The organism is uncultured Polaribacter sp. (genome assembly GCF_947497125.1).
In the GTDB taxonomy this organism is placed as follows: Bacteria; Bacteroidota; Bacteroidia; order Flavobacteriales; family Flavobacteriaceae; genus Polaribacter.
Genome location: NZ_CANMFI010000002.1, coordinates 326,279 through 348,744, shown reverse-complemented (window position 1 = coordinate 348,744; position 22,466 = coordinate 326,279). Strand labels below are relative to the sequence as shown.

The following is a 22,466-nucleotide window of genomic DNA, read 5'->3' as shown; positions in this document are numbered from 1 at the left end:
TATGCAGTTAAAACGAGTTGTAGTCACTGGACTTGGCGCATTAACGCCGATTGGTAATAATATTGAAGAATATTGGAGCGCATTAGTTAACGGAGTTAGCGGTGCAGCACCCATTACACGTTTTGATGCTGCCAAGTTCAAAACTCGTTTTGCATGTGAATTAAAAAATTTCGAGGTAACCGACTTTATCAATAGAAAAGAAGCTCGAAAAATGGATCCGTTTACGCAATATGCAATGGTTGCTTCAGATGAAGCAATTGCAGATGCAAAAATAGATCTAGAAGAAATTGACAGATTACGCGTAGGTGTAATTTGGGGAGCAGGAATTGGTGGTTTAGAAACGTTTCAAAACGAAGCTATTAATTTTGGTGCCGGAGACGGTACACCAAGGTTCAACCCTTTCTTTATTCCAAAAATGATTGCAGATATTGCTCCAGGAAACATTTCTATAAAAAATGGATTTATGGGGCCAAATTATACTACGGTTTCTGCATGTGCATCTTCTGCAAACGCAATGATAGATGCTTTAAATTATATTCGATTAGGTACTTGTGATGTAATTGTAACTGGTGGTTCTGAAGCTGCAGTTGTAATTTCTGGTGTGGGTGGTTTTAATGCCATGCATGCTTTGTCTACAAGAAACGAAAGTCCAGAAACGGCTTCTAGACCTTTTGATGCAGAACGAGATGGTTTTGTGTTAGGAGAAGGAGCAGGCGCTATTGTTTTAGAAGAATATGAACACGCCAAAGCAAGAGGCGCAAAAATTTATGCAGAGGTAATAGGAGGCGGTATGTCTTCTGATGCTCATCATATGACAGCACCACATCCGGAAGGAATTGGAGTCATGGCAGTGATGAAAAACTGCTTAGAAAACTCGGGAATTAAACCCGAAGATGTAGATCATATAAATACTCACGGTACATCGACACCTTTAGGAGACGTGGCAGAGTTAAAAGCTATTTCTGCTGTTTTTGGAGACCATGCCAAGAACATCAACATCAATTCTACAAAATCGATGACAGGGCATCTTTTAGGTGCGGCAGGGGCTATAGAGTCTATTGCAGCTATTTTAGCAATGAAACATGGTATTGTGCCACCAACCATCAACCATCAAAATGTTGATGAAAACATCAATCCAGATTTAAACTTAACGCTTAATGTTGCTCAAAAGAGAGATATTAAAGTAGCGATGAGTAATACTTTTGGTTTTGGAGGTCATAATGCATGTGTTGCTTTTAAAAAAATAGATGAATAATAGATGAGTTTTATTCGTAAAATTATAAAACCTCTTAACCAAGAGGATGCGCAATTGTATTACGAATTAAAAAAACTTCTTAAATTTTCTCCGAAAAAAATAAATCAATACAAAAAAGCATTTACGCACAGATCTGTGCAAATGCAAGACAACAAAGGAATTCCTATTAATTACGAACGCTTAGAATTTTTAGGCGATTCTGTTTTAGGAGCCGTTATTGCCGCTTATTTGTATCGAAAAGTTCCTACGGGTAGCGAAGGGTATCTTACCCAAATGCGCTCTAAAATTGTAAGTAGAGAGCATTTAAACGAATTGGGTAGAGATTTAAATTTAATTCGTTTTGTAAAAAGCAATGTAGATCAAGCCAATGTGGGCGCTAACATTCACGGTAATATTTTTGAAGCACTTATAGGCGCTATTTTTTTAGATAGAGGCTATGCAGCTTGTCAGAAATTTATTTACAAGAAGGTTATCAATCCCTATGTAGACATCGAAAAGCTAGAAGGTAAAATTACAAGTTACAAAGGCTTAATTATAGAGTGGTGTCAGAAACAAAAGAAAAAATATACTTTTGATTCTTACGAAGATTCTGGCAACGAAAATATTAAACATTTTAGTGTTAAAATTAGTATTGACGGTCAGCAAGTTGCAAAAGGCAGAGCCACTTCTAAGAAAAAAGCAGAAGAGCAAGCGTCTAAAAGAGTATATTATGCTTTTCAGAAAGAGATTACTTTAGGACAACTCTAAAAAAGAGGGTTTTAATTTAAAACTGATACACGATAACGTTTTCGTTAAATTAACATTAATACTCATAAACTAATTTGTAAATTAGCATTCTCATAAAAACTTTTATTAGTTATAATTTATGCAGGTACACGCTTTAGAAATGGATGATTTTTATGAAGAAGAATACTCTTTAATAGGAATCCATTCTACTTTAGAAGATTACAGACTTGCCTACTTATTAAATAAAACCATTAAAACCAGGTTTTATAAAGCAAAAGAAGATTTAGAATTTATAAAACAAGAAAAGAAAATTTCTTTTTCTATTTATAATTATGAAAATATAGATTATGATTTTGATTGGTTTTTGATTGCTAATAGTTGTCGAAAAGAAAATCAGCAAGTTACTAATGAGTTGTTATTAACCTCTGAAACAAAAACATATTTGATTCCAGAGTATAAAAAAGTAGATTTTTTTATAAAAATAACAGGCGATATAAATGCGACATTTGTAGCAAACATTGTACAAAAAACAAAAAGTATTGAGCAGGTTATTACCGCGTATTCAATCGATAAAAATTCACTAAAGTCTAAAGACTTTTTAATATTTTAAACATGAACGATTTTAACAAAACTAAAATAGTTGCCACCCTAGGGCCTGCAACAAATAGTAAAGAAACTTTAACAGAATTAGCCAGAGAAGGCGTTAATGTTTTTAGAATCAACTTTTCTCATGCAGATTATGACAACGTTAAAAAAACCGTAAAAACCATTAGAGATATTAATGAAGAAAACGGATATAACGTTGCTATTTTAGCAGATTTACAAGGCCCAAAATTACGTGTAGGCGTTATGGAAGAAGGTGTTGTCTTAAACGACGGAGACCTATTTACCTTTACTACAGAAAAATGTGTAGGAAACCATAAAAAAGCTTTTATGACGTATCAGCGTTTTCCTAAAGACGTAAAAGTTGGCGAAAACATTATGGTAGACGATGGTAAATTACTATTCGAAGTAGTATCTACAGACAAAGACAAAGAAGTTGTTGTAAAAACAATTGTTGGTGGCCCGTTAAAATCTAAAAAAGGAGTTAACCTACCCAACACCGCAATTTCTTTACCTGCTTTAACAGAAAAAGACAAAGAAGATGCCGTTTTTGCATTAAGCTTAAACATCGATTGGATGGCGCTTTCTTTTGTAAGAACACCAGAAGACTTAAGAATGTTAAGAGATTTAATAGCGCAACATTCAGAGTACAGAGTTCCTGTAATTGCTAAAATAGAAAAGCCAGAAGCAGTAGAAAATATCGATGCCTTAATACCATATTGTGATGGTTTAATGGTAGCTCGTGGAGATTTAGGAGTAGAAATACCAATGCAAGATGTACCTTTAATTCAGAAAAAACTGGTTAGACGTGCAAAATTAGCAAGAATACCTGTAATTATTGCCACTCAAATGATGGAAACAATGATTGACAACTCTGTACCAACTAGGGCAGAGGTAAATGACGTTGCAAACTCTATTATGGATGGCGCAGATGCAGTAATGTTATCTGGTGAAACCTCTGTAGGGAAACACCCTGTTAGAGTTATTCAAAAAATGTCTGAAATTATCAAGGCGGTAGAAAACTCTAAAATGATTAAAGTGCCACACCAAGCACCACATATTAGAACCAACAGATTTATTACAAAATCTATATGCCACCATGCAGCATTAATGGCAAACGACATCGATGCTACAGCAATTGCAACCCTAACCAATAGTGGTTATACAGCATTTCAAATTTCTGCTTGGAGACCACAATCTAAAATACTAGCATTCTCATCAGAAAGAAGAATTTTAGGCAAACTAAACCTACTTTGGGGTGTTAAAGCATTTTATTACGACAAACAATTAAGTACCGATGATACCGTGGTAGATATCAATAAAATTACCAAAGAAAAAGGATATGTACAGCAAGGAGATTTAATGATTAACCTAACATCAATGCCAGTAGAGGCAAAGGGAATGGTAAATACCTTGCGAGTTTCTGAAATAGAATAATCGGTTTTAAAAACCTTTATATAAAGCATTCTGAGTAATCAGGATGCTTTTTTTTTGAAGCTATTTCCTGCTTTCACTACTCGCTTTGCGCAAAAAAGCGCAAGAGCTTAAACAAACCGTTCAATCAGGGCTATACCTATTTGCCAACTTACAAACCTTGCCAAAGATCAAATAATGTAATTGCTATTTATTTTACAAGGCTAGTTTTTTTGTAATCATAATAGCATCATTAGTTACAAAAGGCATCGGCATCATTTCTGTTGTTCTTGGAGCAATATTAAACAGCTTGTGGTCTAATAGATCATAAGAAATTTCATTTAAAACAACGTTAAATTCATAGTCTTTTAAAACACTAAAAGACAGCGTTACTTCTGTATCTTGGTTTGCTAAATGATATACTAAAAAAGAGCCATTGTTTACAGCGTATTTTTTACCCTCATTTACCAACACATCATTTACTTTAAATTGCTCTAATTCTATTGCTTTTTTAGTAGAAAATTCTAACTTATTTATTTTTCTATCAGAAGATATATTGATTTCTAAAAAACGTCTATTGCCCATAACAGTGTCTAAAACAATGGCTACTTCTACGGAATTAATATTTCTAAAATTCGTTTTTTTAGCATAGGTAAAACGAGTGTTGTATTTACTTTTTGTTTTGGCATTTAAAAGACTTTCTTGAGGCTCATTTTCCTTAAAAAATTGTTTAGTATAACTATCTAGCGTGGTATTATAGGTGCCAAAAAAAGCAGTTTTTGTATCAGAATTTTCAACATAAACAATACTATTTGGTTTTCTATTATCTTCAGAAAAACCACTGTTGTAGGTTGCTAATCCAAAGAAAATAATCGCAAACAGGCCAACTGTTTTTTGCATCCAAAAAGTTTTCTTTTGATGAAAAGTAAGTGCCATTAAGCCAAAAATTAACGCTATTAAAATGCCACTCACAAAAAGAATACCCAATCCTAAACCAACCGGAAACATTTTAATTAAGGGCGCAAAAATGTAAAGTGTAGGTATAGAGATAATGGTAAATAATATTCTTTTAGCGCGTTCTTTTAAATTCATAAAAACAGCAATTGCCATTATTGTTAAAGCGGCAAAAACAGGAATAATAAAAAAGCCAGCTCCTTTTAAATAGTTCATAATCAAATAATTTAATACCAACCATATAAAGATGGGTCCAACTAGTAGATCTGTCGTTTTTTCATGCTTATATAAAAGTTTATAAACCTTAAAAACACTCCATAGATTTAAGAAAACAAAAGCAATAATGTATTGGTATCCATTATAGGTAAAACCGTGTAAGATGTCTTTATAAGCCGGATGAACAAGTAAGATAAGTTTCCATAAAACAAAAGAACCAACACCACACGTAAGCATGGCTAAAAGAAAGACAAATAAGCCTTTTAAAATCCCTTTTAAAGAAAGCTTGTCTTTTAAAAACCCAAAGAAAAGGAGCAATATAAAAAGTGCTACAGCAAAAATAAACATTATTAAAACCCAAGAAAAAGGATAGGTTAACAGTTTAATAAACGGGAAATTTACATAGACAAAATCTTCTTCAGAATTTAAATTAGATAAATCTGAGTTAGCAAAATAGTTTACCGTTGTTGTAAAATAATCGGCCTGGTGCACTAGTGTTTCTCTGTCTAAACGCTGGTAAGAATCTTGTGCTGTATGATAATCAAAATGATCGCCAATAAAGGCAAAATTAAATCCGTTAATATTAGCATCTTCTCTAAAAACAGTTAAATCGGTATCGTTGGGTAATTTTTTATAAATGCTATACATTAAAGAATTTGCAGCAGGATAGTTTGGTTTTGCAGCCATAAACTCAGACAGTAACTTGCTGTTTTTACTATTTGTTTCCATTAACATATAACTTGGGCCACCACTTCCTCTTGCTTCAAAGTTTAAAACTAACCCTATTTCTTTTGCCCAATCATGTTCGTTTACAAATGCTTGTGCACCCAATAACCCTAATTCTTCGGCATCAGAAATTAAAATGATAAGATCGTTTTTAGGTTGTTGATTTTTGTGTAAAAAAGCTCTTATACCTTCTAAAATAGTAACTACGCCAGAGCCAGCATCACTTGCGCCTAAAGAGCTGTGTGGGTTAGAGTCATAGTGGGTTAATAATAAAAGTGCTTTTCCGTTTTCACTTCCTTTTATTCTTGCTAAAATATTTTCTGCTGTAGTACCAGCAACCCATTTTTTATTGATTGCGGTTTGGGTTTGAATATGGGTTTCTAAACCCATTTTTTCTAGCTCGCTAACAATATAATTTTGTACAGTTTTATGATTTTTAGAACCACTATAATGTACTTCTTTACTAATATTTTTTAAGTGATGTAATGCGTTTTCTATCGAAAATTCTGTCTCTGATGTTGTTTTTTTGGAATTAAAACTAGGTTTTAAATCAGAAAAACTCCAAAAAATAACACTAATAATAATTATTACAGAAGTAAAAGAAGAAAAGGTTTTCATACATAAAATTTTATTGTATAAATGTATGAAATAAAAAATAACACCTTGATTTTGACTCTACCATAAAAAAGTGTAACTTTAACTCTAACTAAAACAGCTAATTATGGGTATAAAAAGTTTTCAAGGCAAAAGAGATTCGAGTCAAGTTAAAGAAGATTCTCAAATATTAGTGGCAGATTATATGACTCAAAAACTAATCACATTTAAAGAAAATGACACTTTAGATCATGTAATTAATCAATTGATAACGTATAAAATTTCTGGTGGCCCTGTTGTAAATGACAACAATGAGTTAATCGGTATTATTTCTGAAACAGACTGTATCAAACACATTTCTGAAAGTAAGTATTACAACATGCCTTCTGATGTAAATAATACGGTAGGTAAGTACATGGTTACCGATGTAGATACTATTGATAAAAACATGAATATTTTTGATGCTGCGTTTAAATTTATAAGCTCTCACCGAAGAAGATTTCCGGTAGTAGAAAACGGTAAATTAATAGGACAGTTAAGTCAGAAAGATGTTTTAAAAGCAACGATTAAAGTACAAGGAAATACCTGGAAATAGTTTTTATTTTTCTTTTCTGATTAATAAAAAAGTATCATTTTCTAGGGCTAAATACCCTTCATTGTAAATATAAAAATAGGTATTGCCTGTTTTTGTTTTGTAAATAGAAGTAAAAAATTGAAAGTCGAATCCTTTGTCGTATAATTTTGTTCTTGTCACTTTTGTTTTGCCAGAAACGTTTAATTCAGATAAAATTTTGTAATTTTTTCGAAGCCTATTATTGATGTTTCTAATAAGGTTTTTACTGTCTTTATTCACATTATTATTGTAAGAATTTCTACAATAATCTGAGCAAAACTTCTTATCTACTCTACCTTTAACAGGTTCTTTACACTCTAAACAACGTTTTTGTTCCATGATGTAAAGATATGAAAATTATTCGTTTACAAACGACTACAAGTAATTACAACCGAAAGTAATTGTTTTGTAACCGAATAACACTAGATAGGTTTTGCAACTTTGCACCGTCGAAACGAATTGACAAACTAAAAACTTATCTTATGAATACGTTAAGAAACAAAGTACAATTAATTGGTAGATTGGGGCAAGACCCAGAAGTAATTACTTTTAAAGATGGTAACAAAATGGCAAAATTTTCTATGGCTACAGATGATAGTTACAAAGACAAAGAAGGTAATAAAGTAGAGCGTGCGTATTGGCACAATATTGTTGTAAAAGGAGGTTTGGTTACTGTGGTAGAAAACTATCTAAAAAAAGGGCTTGAAATTGCGCTAGAAGGCAAACTAACCAACAGGTCTTATGACACAAAAGAAGGAGAGAAAAGATATTTTACAGAGATATTGGCAAACGAACTTTTAATGTTAGGAAATAAACAATAGTGTTTTAAGAAGCAATTTTAAACAGTTAGTTAAATAAAAAACCACGCAATTTGCGTGGTTTAAATTTTAGATAAAAATTGGTTTTTTTTATAAGTCGAAACCTATTTTAACACCCAATTTTTCAGCTATTATTTTTGTGATACGTTGTTTAACTTCTGGTATTTTTACACTTTCTAAAACAGTATTTGCAAAAGCAAACATTAACAAAGCTTTTCCTTCTTTTTTAGGGATACCACGTTGTTGCATATAAAACAAAGCATCTTCATCTAATTGCCCAATAGTACAACCATGAGAACACTTTACATCATCAGCAAAAATTTCTAATTGTGGCTTTGCGTTTACCGTAGCACGATCGCTTAACAAAACATTGTTATTTTGCTGGTAAGCATTTGTTTTTTGTGCCTCTTTTTCTACAATTACTTTACCGTTAAAAACTGCCGTAGAACGATCATTATAAATTCCTTTATAATCTTGGTGAGATTCGCAGTTTGGTGTAATATGATGCACCAATGTATGATGATCTATGTGCTGCTTGCCTTCACTAATTGTAATTCCTTTTAAAATAGAATCTATATACTCTCCTTTCTGAAAGAAGTTTAAATTATTTCTGGTAATATTTCCTCCAAAAGAAAAAGTATGCACAGAAACAACACTTTTAGATTGCTGCTCTGCATAGGTGTTGTCTACTAAAGAAGCCGTAACCTTATCATCTTGAATTTTATAATAGTCTACCGTGGCAGCGGTATCTGCAAATATCTCGGTAACCGAATTTGTTAACACAGCATTGTCTGTTAAACTTTGGTGACGCTCTATAATTTGTACATGCGCATTTTCGCCAACAACAACTAAATTTCTAGGCTGTACCATAGTTGCAGTTTGTGCACCTGTAGTAAAGTTAATAATTTGAATTGGTTTTTTAACTTCCGTATTTTTCGGAATGTTTATATAAGCACCTTCCGTTGCAAACGCAGTATTTAAAGATGTTAAGTTGTCTTGTTTTGCAATTTTGTTAAAATACTTCTCTATAACAGGTTTGTATTTCTGGCTTGTTAATGCAGAAGACATTAAGCAAACATCATACTGGTCGTGTGTAGTTTGCGATAAGAATGAGCTGTATTTACCATTGATAAAAATTACTTTATAGGTATCTATTTCATGAATAAAGTACTTTTTTACATCTGCCAATTCGATGGCTTCTACCTCATCAGGAAATAAACTATAATCTTGCTTTAAAACCGAGTTTAATGAGGTGTATTTCCAAGCTTCTAATTTTTTAGAAGGAAAACCAACTTTTTCGAAATTTTGAAATGCTTTAGATCTAATTTCGTGTACATCAGAATTTACATCTACGTTGTCTTCAAAAGCGATATATGATGATAATAATTTGTCTTGTAATTCCATTTTCTTTTAGTTTTAAAGTTGAAAGTTTTTAAAGTTTTTAAAGTTTTGTTTTTACAATACTTTAATACTTCTCCAACTTTTAAACTTTTTTACTTTTAAACTTTTTAATTATACCAACTCTTGCTTAATCCAATCGTATCCTTTTGCTTCTAACTCTAAAGCCAAAGAAGCATCGCCTGTTTTTACAATTTTACCATCGTGTAAAACATGTACAAAATCTGGCACTATATAATCTAACAAACGTTGGTAATGGGTAATTACAATTACTGCGTTGTCTTTAGATTTTAATTTGTTAACTCCGTTTGCAACAATTCTTAAAGCATCAATATCCAATCCAGAATCTGTTTCATCTAAAATGGCTAATTTTGGTTCTAGCATTGCCATTTGAAAGATTTCGTTACGCTTTTTTTCTCCTCCAGAAAAGCCTTCATTTAAAGAACGAGATAAAAATTTACGATCTATTTCTAACAATTCAGATTTTTCACGAATCATTTTTAACATGTCTTTAGCAGGCATGTCTTCTAAACCTTTTGCTTTACGAGTTTCGTTAATAGCCGTTTTTATAAAGTTTGTTACAGAAACTCCAGGAATTTCTACCGGATATTGAAATGATAAAAACACCCCATTGTGTGCTCTTTCTTCAGGAGCTAATTCGCTAATATCTTCGTTATTTAGTTCGATAGAACCACCTGTAACTTCATATTCTTCTTTACCAGCAATAACGTTTGCTAAGGTGCTTTTACCGGCACCATTTGGCCCCATAATTGCGTGTACTTCACCCGCTTTTACCTCTATATTCAATCCTTTTAAGATTGCTTTTCCGTTAATTTCTGCTTTTAAGTTTTCTATTTTTAACATGATAATTTTGTGTAATCGTGTAAATGTTTATTTGTGTACTTGTATTTCTAATCTATATTATCTAAACGCTTCAACATTTAAATAATCAAACGGTTAAAATTCTATGAATTTTAACCTACTGATCCTTCTAAAGAAATTTCTAATAATTTTTGTGCTTCCACAGCAAATTCCATTGGTAATTTATTTAAAACCTCTTTGCTAAATCCGTTTACAATTAATGCAATTGCTTTTTCGGTATCTATACCACGTTGGTTGCAATAAAACAATTGGTCTTCACCAATTTTACTGGTGGTTGCTTCGTGTTCTATTTGTGCCGATTTGTTTTTGGTTTCGATATACGGAAATGTATGCGCGCCGCATTCATTCCCCATTAAAAGAGAATCACATTGCGAAAAATTACGTGCATTTTCTGCTCGGCTGTTTATTTGTACCAAACCTCTGTATGAGTTTTGAGATTTACCAGCAGAAATACCTTTTGAAATAATAGTTGACCTTGTGTTTTTACCCAAGTGTATCATTTTTGTTCCTGTATCTGCTTGCTGATGGTTGTTGGTTACTGCAATCGAGTAAAATTCACCCACAGAATTGTTTCCTTTCAATACACAAGAAGGATATTTCCAGGTTACTGCAGAACCTGTTTCTACCTGAGTCCAAGAAATTTTTGCGTTGTTTTCGCACAAACCTCTTTTGGTTACAAAATTATAGACACCACCTTTTCCTTCTTTGTTACCAGGATACCAGTTTTGTACTGTAGAATATTTAATTTCAGCATCATCCATTGCAATTAATTCTACAACGGCAGCGTGTAATTGATTTTCATCTCTACTTGGTGCAGTACAGCCCTCTAAGTAAGAAACATAACTTCCTTTGTCTGCAACTACTAAAGTTCTTTCAAATTGTCCTGTTCCGCCTTCATTAATTCTGAAGTAGGTAGACAATTCCATTGGACATTTTACTCCTTTCGGAATGTAACAGAAAGATCCATCAGAAAATACTGCCGAGTTTAAAGCCGCATAAAAGTTATCTGTTGTTGGCACAACTGTTCCTAAATATTTACGCACTAACTCTGGATGCTCTTGTATTGCTTCGGAAATTGGCATAAAAATAATACCCTTTTCACCTAATGTTTTTTTGAAAGTAGTTGCTACAGAAACAGAGTCCATAACAATATCTACTGCTACATTGGCTAACTTTTTTTGTTCGTCTAAAGAAATACCCAAACGCTTAAAAGTGTCTAATAATTCTGGATCTACTTCGTCTAAAGAGTTTAGTTTCGGTTTCTTTTTAGGTGCAGAATAGTAGGCAATATCTTGAAATTTTGGTTTTTCGTAATGTACATTAGCCCATTCTGGCTCTTCCATTTTTTCCCAAATTCTAAAAGCTTCTAAACGCCAATCTGTCATCCATTGTGGTTCGTTTTTCTTTTTAGAAATGGCTCTAACAACATCTTCATTTAATCCAACAGGAAATGTATCACTTTCTATATCAGTATAAAACCCGTATTTGTATTCTTGAGTTTTTAATTCTTCTTCTAATTGTTCTTCAGTATATTTACTCATAAAACTAGTTTATAATGTTAAAAAGTTGAAGGTTTATAAAGTTGAATGTAGGTATTTTAACAGCCCACTAATCAATTTTGAAACTTCATTAACTTTTAACTTTAGTTCTTCAAACTTCTTGTTACTTAAATATTTTATATCAAAAGCCAAATACAATTGAGAACGAACCTCGCCTGCAGATGCTTTTGCAATGTACAAAAATCGTATAAATTCTTTTTGTGTTTGTCTCTCAAATCCTTCAGCAATATTTGATGAAATTGATACCGAGGCTCTTCTTATTTGGTCTTTTAAACCATAATCTTTAGAAAACAAATCATTAGAATTTGTTACATTATAAATAGCAGCATTTAATTCTCTAGCTTTTTGCCATGAAAGGATTTCTTCAAAAGAGTTAAACTTTGCCATTTAATTACTTTTATTTTCACTTTTCTAACTTTAAACTTTTTTTACTTTTACAAACTAAAACTTTCTCCACAACCGCAAGTTCTATTTGCGTTTGGATTGTTAAAAACAAAACCTTTTCCGTTTAAACCACCCGAATACTCTAAAGTAGTGCCAACTAAGTATAAAAAACTTTTTTTATCAACGATTAGTCTAACATCGTTTTCTTCAAAAATTTTATCGTCTTCACTTTTTTTATTATCAAAAGTTAAATCATAAGATAGGCCAGAACAGCCACCACTTTTTACCCCAACTCTTACATAATCTGTTGTTGCATTAAAGCCGTCGTCGGTCATTAACTCGATTACTTTTTTCTTTGCAGTATCTGAAACTTTTATCATAATTTTAAATAGATTAAATCTAAATAGACTGCAAATATACAATATAAGTATAAAAAAAAGAACATATTTGATTGCGAAACCTAATAAAACAATTGGTTTTATCGATTGCTTTTAAAAGAGGATGTTTTTAGCGGGTTCGATACAAAAAGCCGCTATTGTTTATTTTGCTCTAACGCTAAAACTTTTAAAATCATTTTATCGTCTTGATGGAGTGTTTTATAAAAGCCAACATCTCCAAAAAGTACATTAGCAATACTAGTCTTTAAGTATTTTTGTAAGCCACCATTGGTTTTAGCGTTTCTTTTTTCTGATGTATTAAGCGTCTTAAGAAAACTATTTAATATTTTTTTGTTTGTATCAAAATCAGCGATATAACTATCTATGGTCCATTTTTCTAATTCTTTTCTGTGCGTATCTACATAATTAAAAGCAAAATCATTAATTGCATTAAAGTAAAAGTTAGGCAAGTAAGCGCTAGTATCAATAGGAACAAATACGTCAGGAATAATTCCACCACCACCGTATACTATTTTTCCTTTAGGTGTTCTAAATTGTAAAGAATCTGCCACTTTTATACTGTCTTTGTTTAGCAATTCTCCGTTGGAAATTCTATTTTCAAATTCCTTATAATAATCAGAATTTCCATTTTTGTCGTATGGTTTCTGAATAGAGCGGCCTGTTGGTGTAAAATATCGAGCGGTTGTTAAACGAACTGCAGAACCATCGCCTAGAGCCATTTCTATTTGAACGAGTCCTTTACCAAAAGACCTTCGTCCTACAATAGTTCCTTTATCGTTGTCTTGTAAAGCACCAGCAACAATTTCTGATGCAGAAGCCGAATTTTCATCAATTAAAACATACAAACCTCCTTTTTCGAAGCTTCCTTTAGAGGTAGCATAAGATTTGTCTATGTTGTCTTTATTGTTTTTAGTGTAAACAATTAACTTGTCTTCCTCTAAAAATTCGTCAATAATACTATTTGCAACATCTATAAAACCACCGCCATTACCTCTTAAATCAATAATTAAATTGGTCATGCCTTTAGCAATAAGGTCTTTTAAAGCTGTTTTAAAAGCGCTGTAAGTGTTTCTGGCAAAACGGTCTAGTTTAATATAGCCTAAAGAGTCGTTAATCATATAAGATAAGTCGACGCTTTTTATGGTAACGTTTCCTCTAGTTACCTCAACAGTAAAAAGAGAATCTTTGCTTTTACGATATATTTGAAGCGCTACTTTTGTACCAGGTTTTCCTTTAAGGAATTTTGGCACATTACCACTTATTAAGTTTTTGTTGTATAAAGTATCATTATTAGCCATTAAAATTCGGTCACCAGCTTTAATACCTGCCTTAATACTTGGGCCTCCTTTTATGGGTTGTATTACAGTTATAGAATCTTTTATCATTCTAAACTGCACACCAATTCCAACAAACTTCCCTTGCATACTTTCTTGAACCGCTTGTAAGTTTTCTTTAGGAATGTATACCGAATGTGGGTCTAGTTTGCCTAAAATTTGGGTAATAGCACCATCTAATATACGTTTTGTATTTACAGTGTCTACATATTCGTTTTCTATAAAATGAATTAGTTTTTTTAGCTTTTTTTCTTGAGAAGATTCTTGCTGTAAAGAAAACAAATTAGCCTTGCCATTATTGATAAAAAAACCTAAAAATAACCCAAAGATTACGGCAAAAGATAAGTAGATCGGAAGGTTGTTTTTATGAATCATAAGGTAAATGCATAATTTCTACACCTGCTTTTTCTAAAAAATTAATTCCAGTAGTATCTCTATAAGAATTTGCATATACAACACGTTTTATACCTGCTTGATGTATTAATTTACTACACTGGTTACAAGGCGATAATGTAATATATAAAGTAGCATTATTTGCAGATTGGGTAGATGCAGCAACTTTTAAAATGGCATTTGCTTCGGCGTGTAAAACCTCCCATTTTGTAAGGCCATCTTCATCTTCACAGCAGTTGTCAAATCCAGAAGGTGTTCCGTTAAACCCATCAGAAATAATCATTCTGTCTTTTACAATTAAAGCGCCTACTTGCTTGCGTTTACAATGAGATAACTTGCCCCATTCTTTAGCCATTTTTAAATAGGCTTTATCGTATTTTAATTGTTTTTTTTCTGTCATTAGAACTAAAATAATATTATTTACACCAACAGTTTAAATCAAAAAAATAGCTAGCATTACAAATTTACAAAGATTTTTTTTGGCGTTCCCTTTTAGGTCGGGCTTTTTGTGTCAATCTTTTTTAGGCCAAAGAGTATAATTTATTATTTATGACTTTTAAAATTAATTAACTTTAAGGTAGCCTAAAAAAGGATTTCTACGTCAATCCCTAACGCAGGTAGTTTTCTTATAATAGCATAGTTTAGTTTGTATTACCAAAAGACTCTTTCTAGAATCATTTTAATAGCAAACCCCATTACTATTGAAGACCAAACTAACACCCAATCTCTTTTGGTAACTTTAAAAAAGTTAATTACAATGGTATTTATAAGCAAGATGGCAACCACAATAACAATTTGCGCAACTTCTATTCCAATTGCAAACTCTAGCAATGGTAAAGCTTTGTATTGTTCATTACCGATCATCATTTTAAAATAACTAGAGAAACCCAACCCATGAATAAAACCAAAGAATACAGCAAACATTAAGTTTAAATTTCCTTTTGAATTGTTCTTGTTTTTAGAGGTTAGTATGTTTACAAGCCCTGTGATTAAAATAGTAACAGGAATTAAAAATTCTACTAAATCGCCATTTACAGAAATAACTTTATAAGCAGACAACGCAAGGGTAATAGAGTGCCCAATTGTAAACAAAGTAACCAGCCACAAGGCTTTTTTCCATTGATTGAAGTTAAAGACTAAAGCTAAAACAATTAAAAATAAGATATGATCGTAAGCGGTAAAGTCTAACACATGGTTTAGACCCATTTTGTAGTAAAGTGTAAATTCGTTCATCTTTAAGAAAATAAAGGAGTCAAAGATATAAAAACCAAAATAGCTTTTTTTATTTTAAGCTAATACTTGTTAAATATACGCTTTTATTTAAAAAAAGCGCTATTTGTTTAAAAAATAAAAACCCTACAATTTGTAGGGTTTTTTGTTATAATGGTTATTAAAGACCTATTTAATAATTAGTTTTTTACTGTAACTATATTCTTGGTTGTTAATTTTTAAAACATAAATACCACTACTAAGGTTTTGTGTATTTATTGTATATGGTTTTTGTAAATCTATATTTTTATGATATACTTTTTTACCACTAATATCAAAAATAGTAATTACAGAGTTATTAAGATTGTTTTTTAAAGAGATTGTAATTGAAGAACTTGCTGGGTTTGGGTATACGTTAACAGTATCTAAAAATGGATTTTTATCAACACTTAACGCACAGCTTACTTCTGAAGTTGGTGGCATGTCAAAAGCTTCTACTTGATCGGTAAAAGAATTGTCAGATCCAGAGCTGGCACTGTAACCTAAACCTCTTCTTGCAAAAACTTGCCAAATTAAGCATTTATTTGCTCCGCCGTTTAGTGTTTCATCAGCTGCAATAATAGCGTCTCTAGCACCTACAAATCCAGAACCACAAGGAGTTAATTTTAGCCCCTCTATAACTAGTTCCATTGTTTTATTGTTTCCGCCGGTGCCACTATACATATCAGCATCAAAACCATATTCATCAATCATTTTCCATTGTAAATCCCATAACATGGTTGCCCATATAGAACCAACACCATGAACAGATACACCACCGTCTGCCAGTGCTTGGTCTTTTACGTCATCTAGAGTAAATGTGTTTACAGACATATCTGTTGTGTAAGGAAACCTTCTAATACCATTTCCTGTTATTTCTTGCTCTTGAGCAAAGGTACCTACACCTCTTAAAGTTGTTTCTGTGTCGGTAGATTTCATGGTAATTGCGATTCCAAAATAATCAGACCAACCTTCACCTAATTGTTCTGCATTAGACATACAGTTTACGTTTGCACCACCACCAATAAGTCTGTTAGAGATACCGTGTCCGTATTCGTGAGCTACAATTCCATTATCAAAACTACCATCAATTCCATAGTTTATTAAAGTAGTATTAATTGTTTCAGTTTCCATAGCTGTAATTATAGCCTCTCCTAATTCTTGAGTTACCGATACAGCAGGAATATTGATTGTAGTTGTTAAACCACCCATAGAAATTAGACCAGGCTCGTTGTTTACCATAATAACCCCAATTGCACCTAAGCCTTGTGCTAATTGAATTTTATCTGTAAAATTACAATTACCTCTTCTAATTACAGCAATATTACCGGCCAATCCTGGAGATAAACCTAAAGCACAACCTTCTGATGGATTTGCAGAACCGTCATTCATTAATGCTAAGTTACCAGTAACTGGGTTGTCTTCTAATGGGGCACCTGTTGGGTTTCCGTCGGGCTCACCATCATCAGTAAAGTTAGCATCTATTGCAGAGTGTTTGCCCGCTAAACTACCAGAGTTAATAGTTATTAATTTACCTGAATCCCAAATAAACATTTGCATTCTTGGGTTTTGACCGTCTGCAGGTGTTGCAAAATTTGCGTTATTTCTACCACTTGCATCTTGGCCATCAGCAATTACATGATCTCCTTCATCACCACCATTATTATAATTATTTGTTTGAAAATTTCCAGCTGCTTCATCAAAACCATATTGATACCAAATATCGTGCATTACATTACTCATGTAAAAAAGGTTTGTTAAAGAAGCATCTCTATAAGTGTCTGGAGTTTTATCTACAAAATCTACAGGAAAATTAAAATTTAAGCTTGCGCCACCATCAGGCGAGTAACCAGAGGTGCCGTTACTACCATCATCATCTAATTGAACATATACATTATTACCTCTAGTAATTGTATGCTCGGCTCCGGCAACACCATCTGTATCATGCCATCCAAAAGGAGAAGCAGTTGCGTTTTCTGGAGCAGATAAAGAACTTCTATCACCATGACTAGGACTTTCTACAGGTAAAGCAAATACATTATAGGTTTTGCTTTCTAATATTTCTTTTGCACTTTTTTGTGGAATTGCAGTGTTGTTAGAGGTTTTACTATTAGATTTTTTATGATTGTGAAGACCCGTTTTAAGATCAAAATTACAGTTTACACCCCAATCGTTTTTTTCTAGTATTTTTCCTGAAACAGCATCTACTCTTACGTTCCACCAATGAATACCGTCTAATTGATTCACATTTAATTTCCAAGCCAGTTTTAAAGAACCGTCTTTTAAAGTTTGGTAAACCAACTCTACAGGAATCTTTTCTTGAGAAATTCCGCTATTAGAGAAAATAAATTTGTGTGTATTTTTTTCTTCTAAAAGTTCTATATTGCTTGGGTTACCAAGTTTTAGTTGATTTGAAGTTTGCTCGATTGCTTTTTTAGCACTTAAAACAGGTGTTGTTGTATTTGCTTTAGCAGCAATGTTTTTTACAAAAGAAGCAGCACCAAAAACCACTTTACCTTCTTTGATACTTATGTTAGATACACCATTAAACACCGGAATACCTTTGTATAGTTGTTGAATGTATACGTGGGTTACACCAGATTGTTTAGAGTAAACTTCATTGGTTACTTTCCATTCTAAAACATCTGAAGAAGTTAAGTTAAATTTCCCGATATTTTCTGATAAATAGTTGTTTATAATATCTTTATTTTGCTGACCAAAAGAAAGAATAGAGGTAAGAGTAAAAGCAATTAAAAAGAAAAAATTCTTAGGCTTTAAGAGTAATTTTGTAATCATATAGTTGTATTTTAATAAAAGTGAGTACACAAATCTAATTAATAAAATTCGGTATTAAATAATATTTCCTGTTAATTTTTTATGTACGCGAATTGCATAACTGTCTGACATTCTAGAAACATAACTACATATTTGCATTATTCTGTCGTACAAATTACTTGTTTCTGTTTGATATTCTTCTGGTAGCAAATTTAGTACCAAGGTATCAAAATTAGAAGAATTTCCGTTGTATTTGTTGTTTAAAGCACTTACAAAAACATGTAAAAGGTCTGCTATAATTCGGTAGCCAGCAACCTCTTTTTCTACAACTTCTTTGCTTTTATAAATTTTATCGATACTTATTTTAATAATGTCATTAATTTGCGCTTCGTAATGGCATTTTTCTAACAAAGACTTATCAAAACTACCGTTTAGCAGTGCTTCTTCGTTTGCTAAGAAAATATCTACCGCTTCATTTATTAAAACACCAATTGCCAATGCGCGTAAGTAACTAATTCTGTCTGTTCTGTGTTTTAGTGAGTGGTATTTTTTACTATCAATAGTATCTTTTACCAACTTAATCATGTATTCTAAAGCAAATTCTTCTTCTATCAACCCAAGATTTATTCCATCTTCAAAATCGATAATTGTATAACAGATATCATCTGCAGCTTCTACTAAATAAGCTAGTGGGTGTCTGTAAAAAGAAATATTGGTGTCTGATTTTTGTTTCATTCCTAAGGTAGATACCACATCTAAAAAAGCTGTTTTTTCAGATTGAAAAAAACCATATTTCTTGTCAGCTATATGAGCTGTTGGTTTTTTTGGCAAACTTTCTTTTGGATATTTTAAAAACGCACCCAAAGTTGCATAACTAAGTCGTAACCCTCCTAAAATACCTTCTCTAGATTCTGTAAGAATTTTAAATCCGTTTGCATTTCCTTCAAAATCGATAAGATCTTGGTATTGTTTTTCAGATAGTTGCTCTTTATATTTAATGCCTTTACCGGTTTTAAAATATTCGCCAATGGCTTTTTCTCCAGAATGCCCAAAAGGCGGATTACCAATATCGTGCATTACAGAGGCAGCAGCTACAATAGCGCCAAAGTCGTTAAAAGTATACCCCAAATCTACTAATTCTGGGTGTCTTTCTAGCAGCACTTTACCAACTCTTCTACCCAATGTTCTACCCACCACAGAAACCTCTAAACTATGCGTTAAACGTGTATGAACAAAGTCTGTTTCTGATAAAGGAATAACCTGGGTTTTATCTTGCAAGCTTCTAAATGCCGATGAAAATATGATTCTATCAAAATCTACATCAAAGCCTAAACGTGTTTCGTCTTGCGAAGCCCTTAGTCTTTTTTCGGTATCGCCAAATCGTTTTAAAGAGAGCAGTTGTTGCCAGTTCATAAATTTATCTGTTTAGTAAATGGGGGTTTGTTAAAATAAAAATTATAGGGTAAGTAGGTTTATTTTTCTACGTTTAAAACTTCAAGAATTACACGTTCTAACTCTGCTTTTGGCAAGGCACCATTTGCCATTTGTGGCGCCCCTTCTGAAGGGCAAAACAACATAGAAGGTATGCTTCTAATTGCAAAAGCTGCAGCAAGTTCTTGTTCTGCTTCCGTATCAATTTTATAAATATCTATTTTACCTGCATACTCTTCAGATAATTGTTCTAAAACGGGTGCTAAAGATTTACAAGGCCCACACCAATCTGCATAAAAATCTATAATTGCGGGTTTTTCACCTTCAAATTTCCACTCTTTATTATCTTCAAAATTAAATACTTTTTTTAAAAAGCTTTCTTTTGTTAAGTTTTCTGTCATATCTCTGTTCTTTTCTATTTTGTAAAAATAGTCGTTTTTATGTATTGTGAATTACAAAACAGCGATAATCTGAAACAAAAACCCTAAAAATATTTTTATTATTAGTAAATTTGAGACCATTCGAAAACAGCACGATCTTATGAAAAAAACAATTCTTTTAACTTTATTAGCAAGTACAATTTTTATTTCTTGTGATGATAATAGCAAACAAAAACACCTTAAATTGAAATACCCAGTTACCACAAAAAAACCAGTAATAGACACCTTATTTGGTACTCAAGTAGTAGACAATTATCGTTGGTTAGAAGATGATAGAAGTAAAGAAACAGAAGCTTGGGTTAAGGCAGAGAATAAAGCTACGTTCAGTTATTTAGATCAAATTCCTTACAGAGCCCAATTAAAAAATAGGTTGGCATCTTTATGGAATTATGAGAAAGTAGGAACCCCGTTTACAGAAGGCAATGCTACTTATTTTTATAAAAATGATGGCTTGCAAAACCAATATGTTGTGTATCGAAAAATAGAAAATAACGAACCGACTGTTTTTTTAGACCCAAACAAATTTTCTGAAGATGGTACTACGTCTTTAAGTTCTTTAAGCTTTTCTAAAGACGGTAAAACAGTTGCTTATGCTATTTCTGAAGGAGGTTCTGACTGGCGTAAAGTAATTGTAATGGATGTTGCATCAAAAAAAATAAAAGAAGACACTTTGGTTGATGTTAAGTTTTCAGGAATTTCTTGGTACAAAAACGAAGGGTTTTATTACTCTAGTTATGATAAACCCAAAGGAAGTGAGTTGTCTGCAAAAACAGACCAACACAAACTATACTATCATCAATTAGGTACTTCTCAACAACAAGACGTTGTTATCTATGGAGAAAAATCATCAGAAAAACACCGATATGTAGGCGGTTCTGTAACCGAAGACAATCGTTATTTAATAATTTCTGCTTCTACTTCTACCTCGGGTAATAAGTTGTTTATAAAAGATTTATCAAACAAAAACGCACCGTTAAAAACAATTATTAATAATTTTGATAGCGATACTTATGTAGTAAAAAATAAAGGTCAAAAATTATACTTAGTAACCAATTTAAAGGCACCTAATAAAAAAGTTGTAACCGTAGATGCAGCAAATCCAACGCCAGAAAACTGGCAAGATTTTATATCAGAAACTACAAACGTACTAAGTTTAAGTTCGGGCGCTGGCTATTTCTTTGCAGAATATATGGTAGATGCTGTTTCTAAAGTGTTACAGTACAATTATGATGGCAAATTAGTAAGAGAAGTTGCATTACCTGGAGTAGGTTCGGCAGGTGGTTTTAATGGAAAAGAAGACGCTAAAGAGCTCTATTTTTCATTTACAAATTACAGCACACCAAACTCTTCTTATGTATTAAATCCTAAAGAAGGTACTTATACATCTTATTGGAAACCAGATGTAGATTTTAACTCTGAAGCTTATACTAGTAAACAAGTTTTTTATACATCAAAAGATGGCACAAAAGTACCCATGATTATTACACATAAAAAAGGAGTCGTTTTAAACGGTAAAAATCCTACTATTTTATACGGTTACGGTGGATTTAATGTAAGTTTAACTCCTTCATTTAGTATTGCAAACGCAGTTTGGATGGAGCAAGGAGGCATTTATGCAGTCCCTAATTTAAGAGGAGGTGGCGAATACGGTAAAAAATGGCATGATGCTGGTACACAGCTAAAAAAACAAAATGTTTTTGACGATTTTATTGCCGCAGCAGAATACCTAATTTCAGAAAAATATACTTCCTCAAATTTTCTTGCCATTCGTGGTGGTTCTAACGGAGGTTTGTTAGTTGGTGCAACTCTAACACAAAGACCAGATTTAATGAAAGTTGCGTTACCAGCAGTAGGTGTTTTAGACATGTTGCGTTATCATACTTTTACTGCTGGCGCAGGATGGGCTTATGATTATGGTACTGCAGAACAAAGCAAAGAAATGTTTGAGTATTTAAAGGGTTATTCGCCAGTACACAACGTAAAACAAGGCGTAAAATACCCAGCAACATTAGTAACAACTGGCGATCATGATGATAGGGTTGTACCTGCACATAGTTTTAAATTTGCGGCAGAATTGCAAGAAAAGCAGTCTGGTAATAATCCAACGTTAATAAGAATAGAAACCAATGCAGGGCATGGTGCAGGAACACCGGTGGCAAAAACCATAGAGCAGTATGCAGATATTTTTGGCTTTACCTTATTTAATATGGGTTTTAATAAATTACCAAATCCGCCAAAAGCAACTATAAAGTTATAATCTATTTTAGATTTTTTTCTAGATAAAAAGAGCGTAATTATAAATTGTG

Annotated in this window: 20 protein-coding genes; 7 read left to right on the top strand and 13 right to left on the bottom strand. The window is 32.4% G+C overall.

All coding sequences use genetic code 11. The features are described 5' to 3' along the window. Position 1 precedes the first annotated feature (1 nt). From fabF to pyk, 4 genes are all read left to right on the top strand, one after another. Positions 2 to 1,255 carry a beta-ketoacyl-ACP synthase II gene (gene fabF / locus Q0678_RS04695; protein ID WP_299054632.1) on the top strand — a complete coding sequence of 418 codons (1,254 nt, stop codon included), beginning with the start codon at positions 2 to 4 and terminating at the stop codon, positions 1,253 to 1,255. Between the two features lie 3 nt (positions 1,256 to 1,258). After that, a complete protein-coding gene (rnc, locus tag Q0678_RS04690) occupies positions 1,259 to 2,002 on the top strand; it encodes a ribonuclease III (protein WP_299054630.1) in 744 nt (247 codons plus the stop codon). A gap of 118 nt (positions 2,003 to 2,120) precedes the next feature. Next, entirely contained in the window at positions 2,121 to 2,591 is a 471-nt protein-coding gene (locus Q0678_RS04685) for an IPExxxVDY family protein (protein ID WP_299054628.1), read from the top strand. 2 nt (positions 2,592 to 2,593) lie between these two features. Further along, complete coding sequence (gene pyk / locus Q0678_RS04680; protein WP_299054626.1) at positions 2,594 to 4,021, top strand: pyruvate kinase; 1,428 nt, start codon at positions 2,594 to 2,596, stop codon at positions 4,019 to 4,021. A gap of 192 nt (positions 4,022 to 4,213) precedes the next feature. Here pyk and Q0678_RS04675 read toward each other — a convergent pair whose 3' ends face one another. Further along, entirely contained in the window at positions 4,214 to 6,511 is a 2,298-nt protein-coding gene (locus Q0678_RS04675) for a M28 family peptidase (RefSeq protein WP_299054623.1), read from the bottom strand. Positions 6,512 to 6,614: 103 nt separating this feature from the next. On the opposite strand from Q0678_RS04675, the gene Q0678_RS04670 reads away from it, so the two are divergent. Next, positions 6,615 to 7,082: a CBS domain-containing protein gene (locus tag Q0678_RS04670; RefSeq protein ID WP_299054621.1), complete on the top strand. Its 468-nt coding sequence runs from the start codon at positions 6,615 to 6,617 to the stop codon at positions 7,080 to 7,082. 3 nt (positions 7,083 to 7,085) lie between these two features. Here the strand turns inward: Q0678_RS04670 and Q0678_RS04665 are convergent, their stop codons facing one another. Further along, positions 7,086 to 7,439 (bottom strand): hypothetical protein, encoded by a 354-nt coding sequence (locus Q0678_RS04665; RefSeq protein ID WP_299054619.1) that lies wholly within the window; start codon positions 7,437 to 7,439, stop codon positions 7,086 to 7,088. A 143-nt stretch (positions 7,440 to 7,582) separates the two neighbouring features. Here Q0678_RS04665 and Q0678_RS04660 point away from each other — a divergent pair, with 143 nt between their 5' ends. Next, positions 7,583 to 7,921 (top strand): single-stranded DNA-binding protein, encoded by a 339-nt coding sequence (locus tag Q0678_RS04660; protein ID WP_299054616.1) that lies wholly within the window; start codon positions 7,583 to 7,585, stop codon positions 7,919 to 7,921. 87 nt (positions 7,922 to 8,008) lie between these two features. On the opposite strand, the gene sufD is transcribed toward Q0678_RS04660, so the two are convergent. From sufD to trxA, 11 genes are all read right to left on the bottom strand, one after another. Continuing rightward, entirely contained in the window at positions 8,009 to 9,322 is a 1,314-nt protein-coding gene (sufD, locus tag Q0678_RS04655) for a Fe-S cluster assembly protein SufD (protein ID WP_299054613.1), read from the bottom strand. Positions 9,323 to 9,430: 108 nt separating this feature from the next. Next, positions 9,431 to 10,180: a Fe-S cluster assembly ATPase SufC gene (gene sufC, locus Q0678_RS04650; protein WP_299054610.1), complete on the bottom strand. Its 750-nt coding sequence runs from the start codon at positions 10,178 to 10,180 to the stop codon at positions 9,431 to 9,433. A 110-nt stretch (positions 10,181 to 10,290) separates the two neighbouring features. Beyond that, positions 10,291 to 11,739: a Fe-S cluster assembly protein SufB gene (gene sufB / locus Q0678_RS04645; protein WP_299054604.1), complete on the bottom strand. Its 1,449-nt coding sequence runs from the start codon at positions 11,737 to 11,739 to the stop codon at positions 10,291 to 10,293. Between the two features lie 33 nt (positions 11,740 to 11,772). After that, positions 11,773 to 12,144, bottom strand: a complete 372-nt coding sequence (locus tag Q0678_RS04640; RefSeq protein WP_299054602.1) for a four helix bundle protein — start codon at positions 12,142 to 12,144, stop codon at positions 11,773 to 11,775. Positions 12,145 to 12,191: 47 nt separating this feature from the next. Further along, positions 12,192 to 12,521 carry an iron-sulfur cluster assembly accessory protein gene (locus Q0678_RS04635; protein ID WP_299054599.1) on the bottom strand — a complete coding sequence of 110 codons (330 nt, stop codon included), beginning with the start codon at positions 12,519 to 12,521 and terminating at the stop codon, positions 12,192 to 12,194. Positions 12,522 to 12,673: 152 nt separating this feature from the next. Beyond that, on the bottom strand, positions 12,674 to 14,248 hold the full coding sequence (locus Q0678_RS04630) for a S41 family peptidase (protein WP_299054596.1): 1,575 nt from the start codon (positions 14,246 to 14,248) through the stop codon (positions 12,674 to 12,676). Continuing rightward, complete coding sequence (locus tag Q0678_RS04625) at positions 14,238 to 14,666, bottom strand: dCMP deaminase family protein (protein WP_299054593.1); 429 nt, start codon at positions 14,664 to 14,666, stop codon at positions 14,238 to 14,240. Before Q0678_RS04625 ends, Q0678_RS04630 begins: the two co-directional genes overlap by 11 nt. A gap of 251 nt (positions 14,667 to 14,917) precedes the next feature. Next, the gene (locus Q0678_RS04620; protein ID WP_299054589.1) at positions 14,918 to 15,499 is read right to left on the bottom strand and encodes a HupE/UreJ family protein; all 582 of its coding nucleotides are present in this window, start codon (positions 15,497 to 15,499) and stop codon (positions 14,918 to 14,920) included. Positions 15,500 to 15,664: 165 nt separating this feature from the next. Beyond that, complete coding sequence (locus Q0678_RS04615) at positions 15,665 to 18,310, bottom strand: T9SS-dependent M36 family metallopeptidase (protein WP_299054587.1); 2,646 nt, start codon at positions 18,308 to 18,310, stop codon at positions 15,665 to 15,667. A 54-nt stretch (positions 18,311 to 18,364) separates the two neighbouring features. Beyond that, the gene (locus tag Q0678_RS04610) at positions 18,365 to 19,702 is read right to left on the bottom strand and encodes a deoxyguanosinetriphosphate triphosphohydrolase (protein WP_299054583.1); all 1,338 of its coding nucleotides are present in this window, start codon (positions 19,700 to 19,702) and stop codon (positions 18,365 to 18,367) included. 59 nt (positions 19,703 to 19,761) lie between these two features. Continuing rightward, the gene (trxA, locus tag Q0678_RS04605; RefSeq protein WP_299054580.1) at positions 19,762 to 20,121 is read right to left on the bottom strand and encodes a thioredoxin; all 360 of its coding nucleotides are present in this window, start codon (positions 20,119 to 20,121) and stop codon (positions 19,762 to 19,764) included. Between the two features lie 139 nt (positions 20,122 to 20,260). Between trxA and Q0678_RS04600 the strand changes: the two genes are divergently transcribed. Continuing rightward, entirely contained in the window at positions 20,261 to 22,417 is a 2,157-nt protein-coding gene (locus Q0678_RS04600) for a prolyl oligopeptidase family serine peptidase (protein ID WP_299054578.1), read from the top strand. Positions 22,418 to 22,466: the final 49 nt, after the last annotated feature.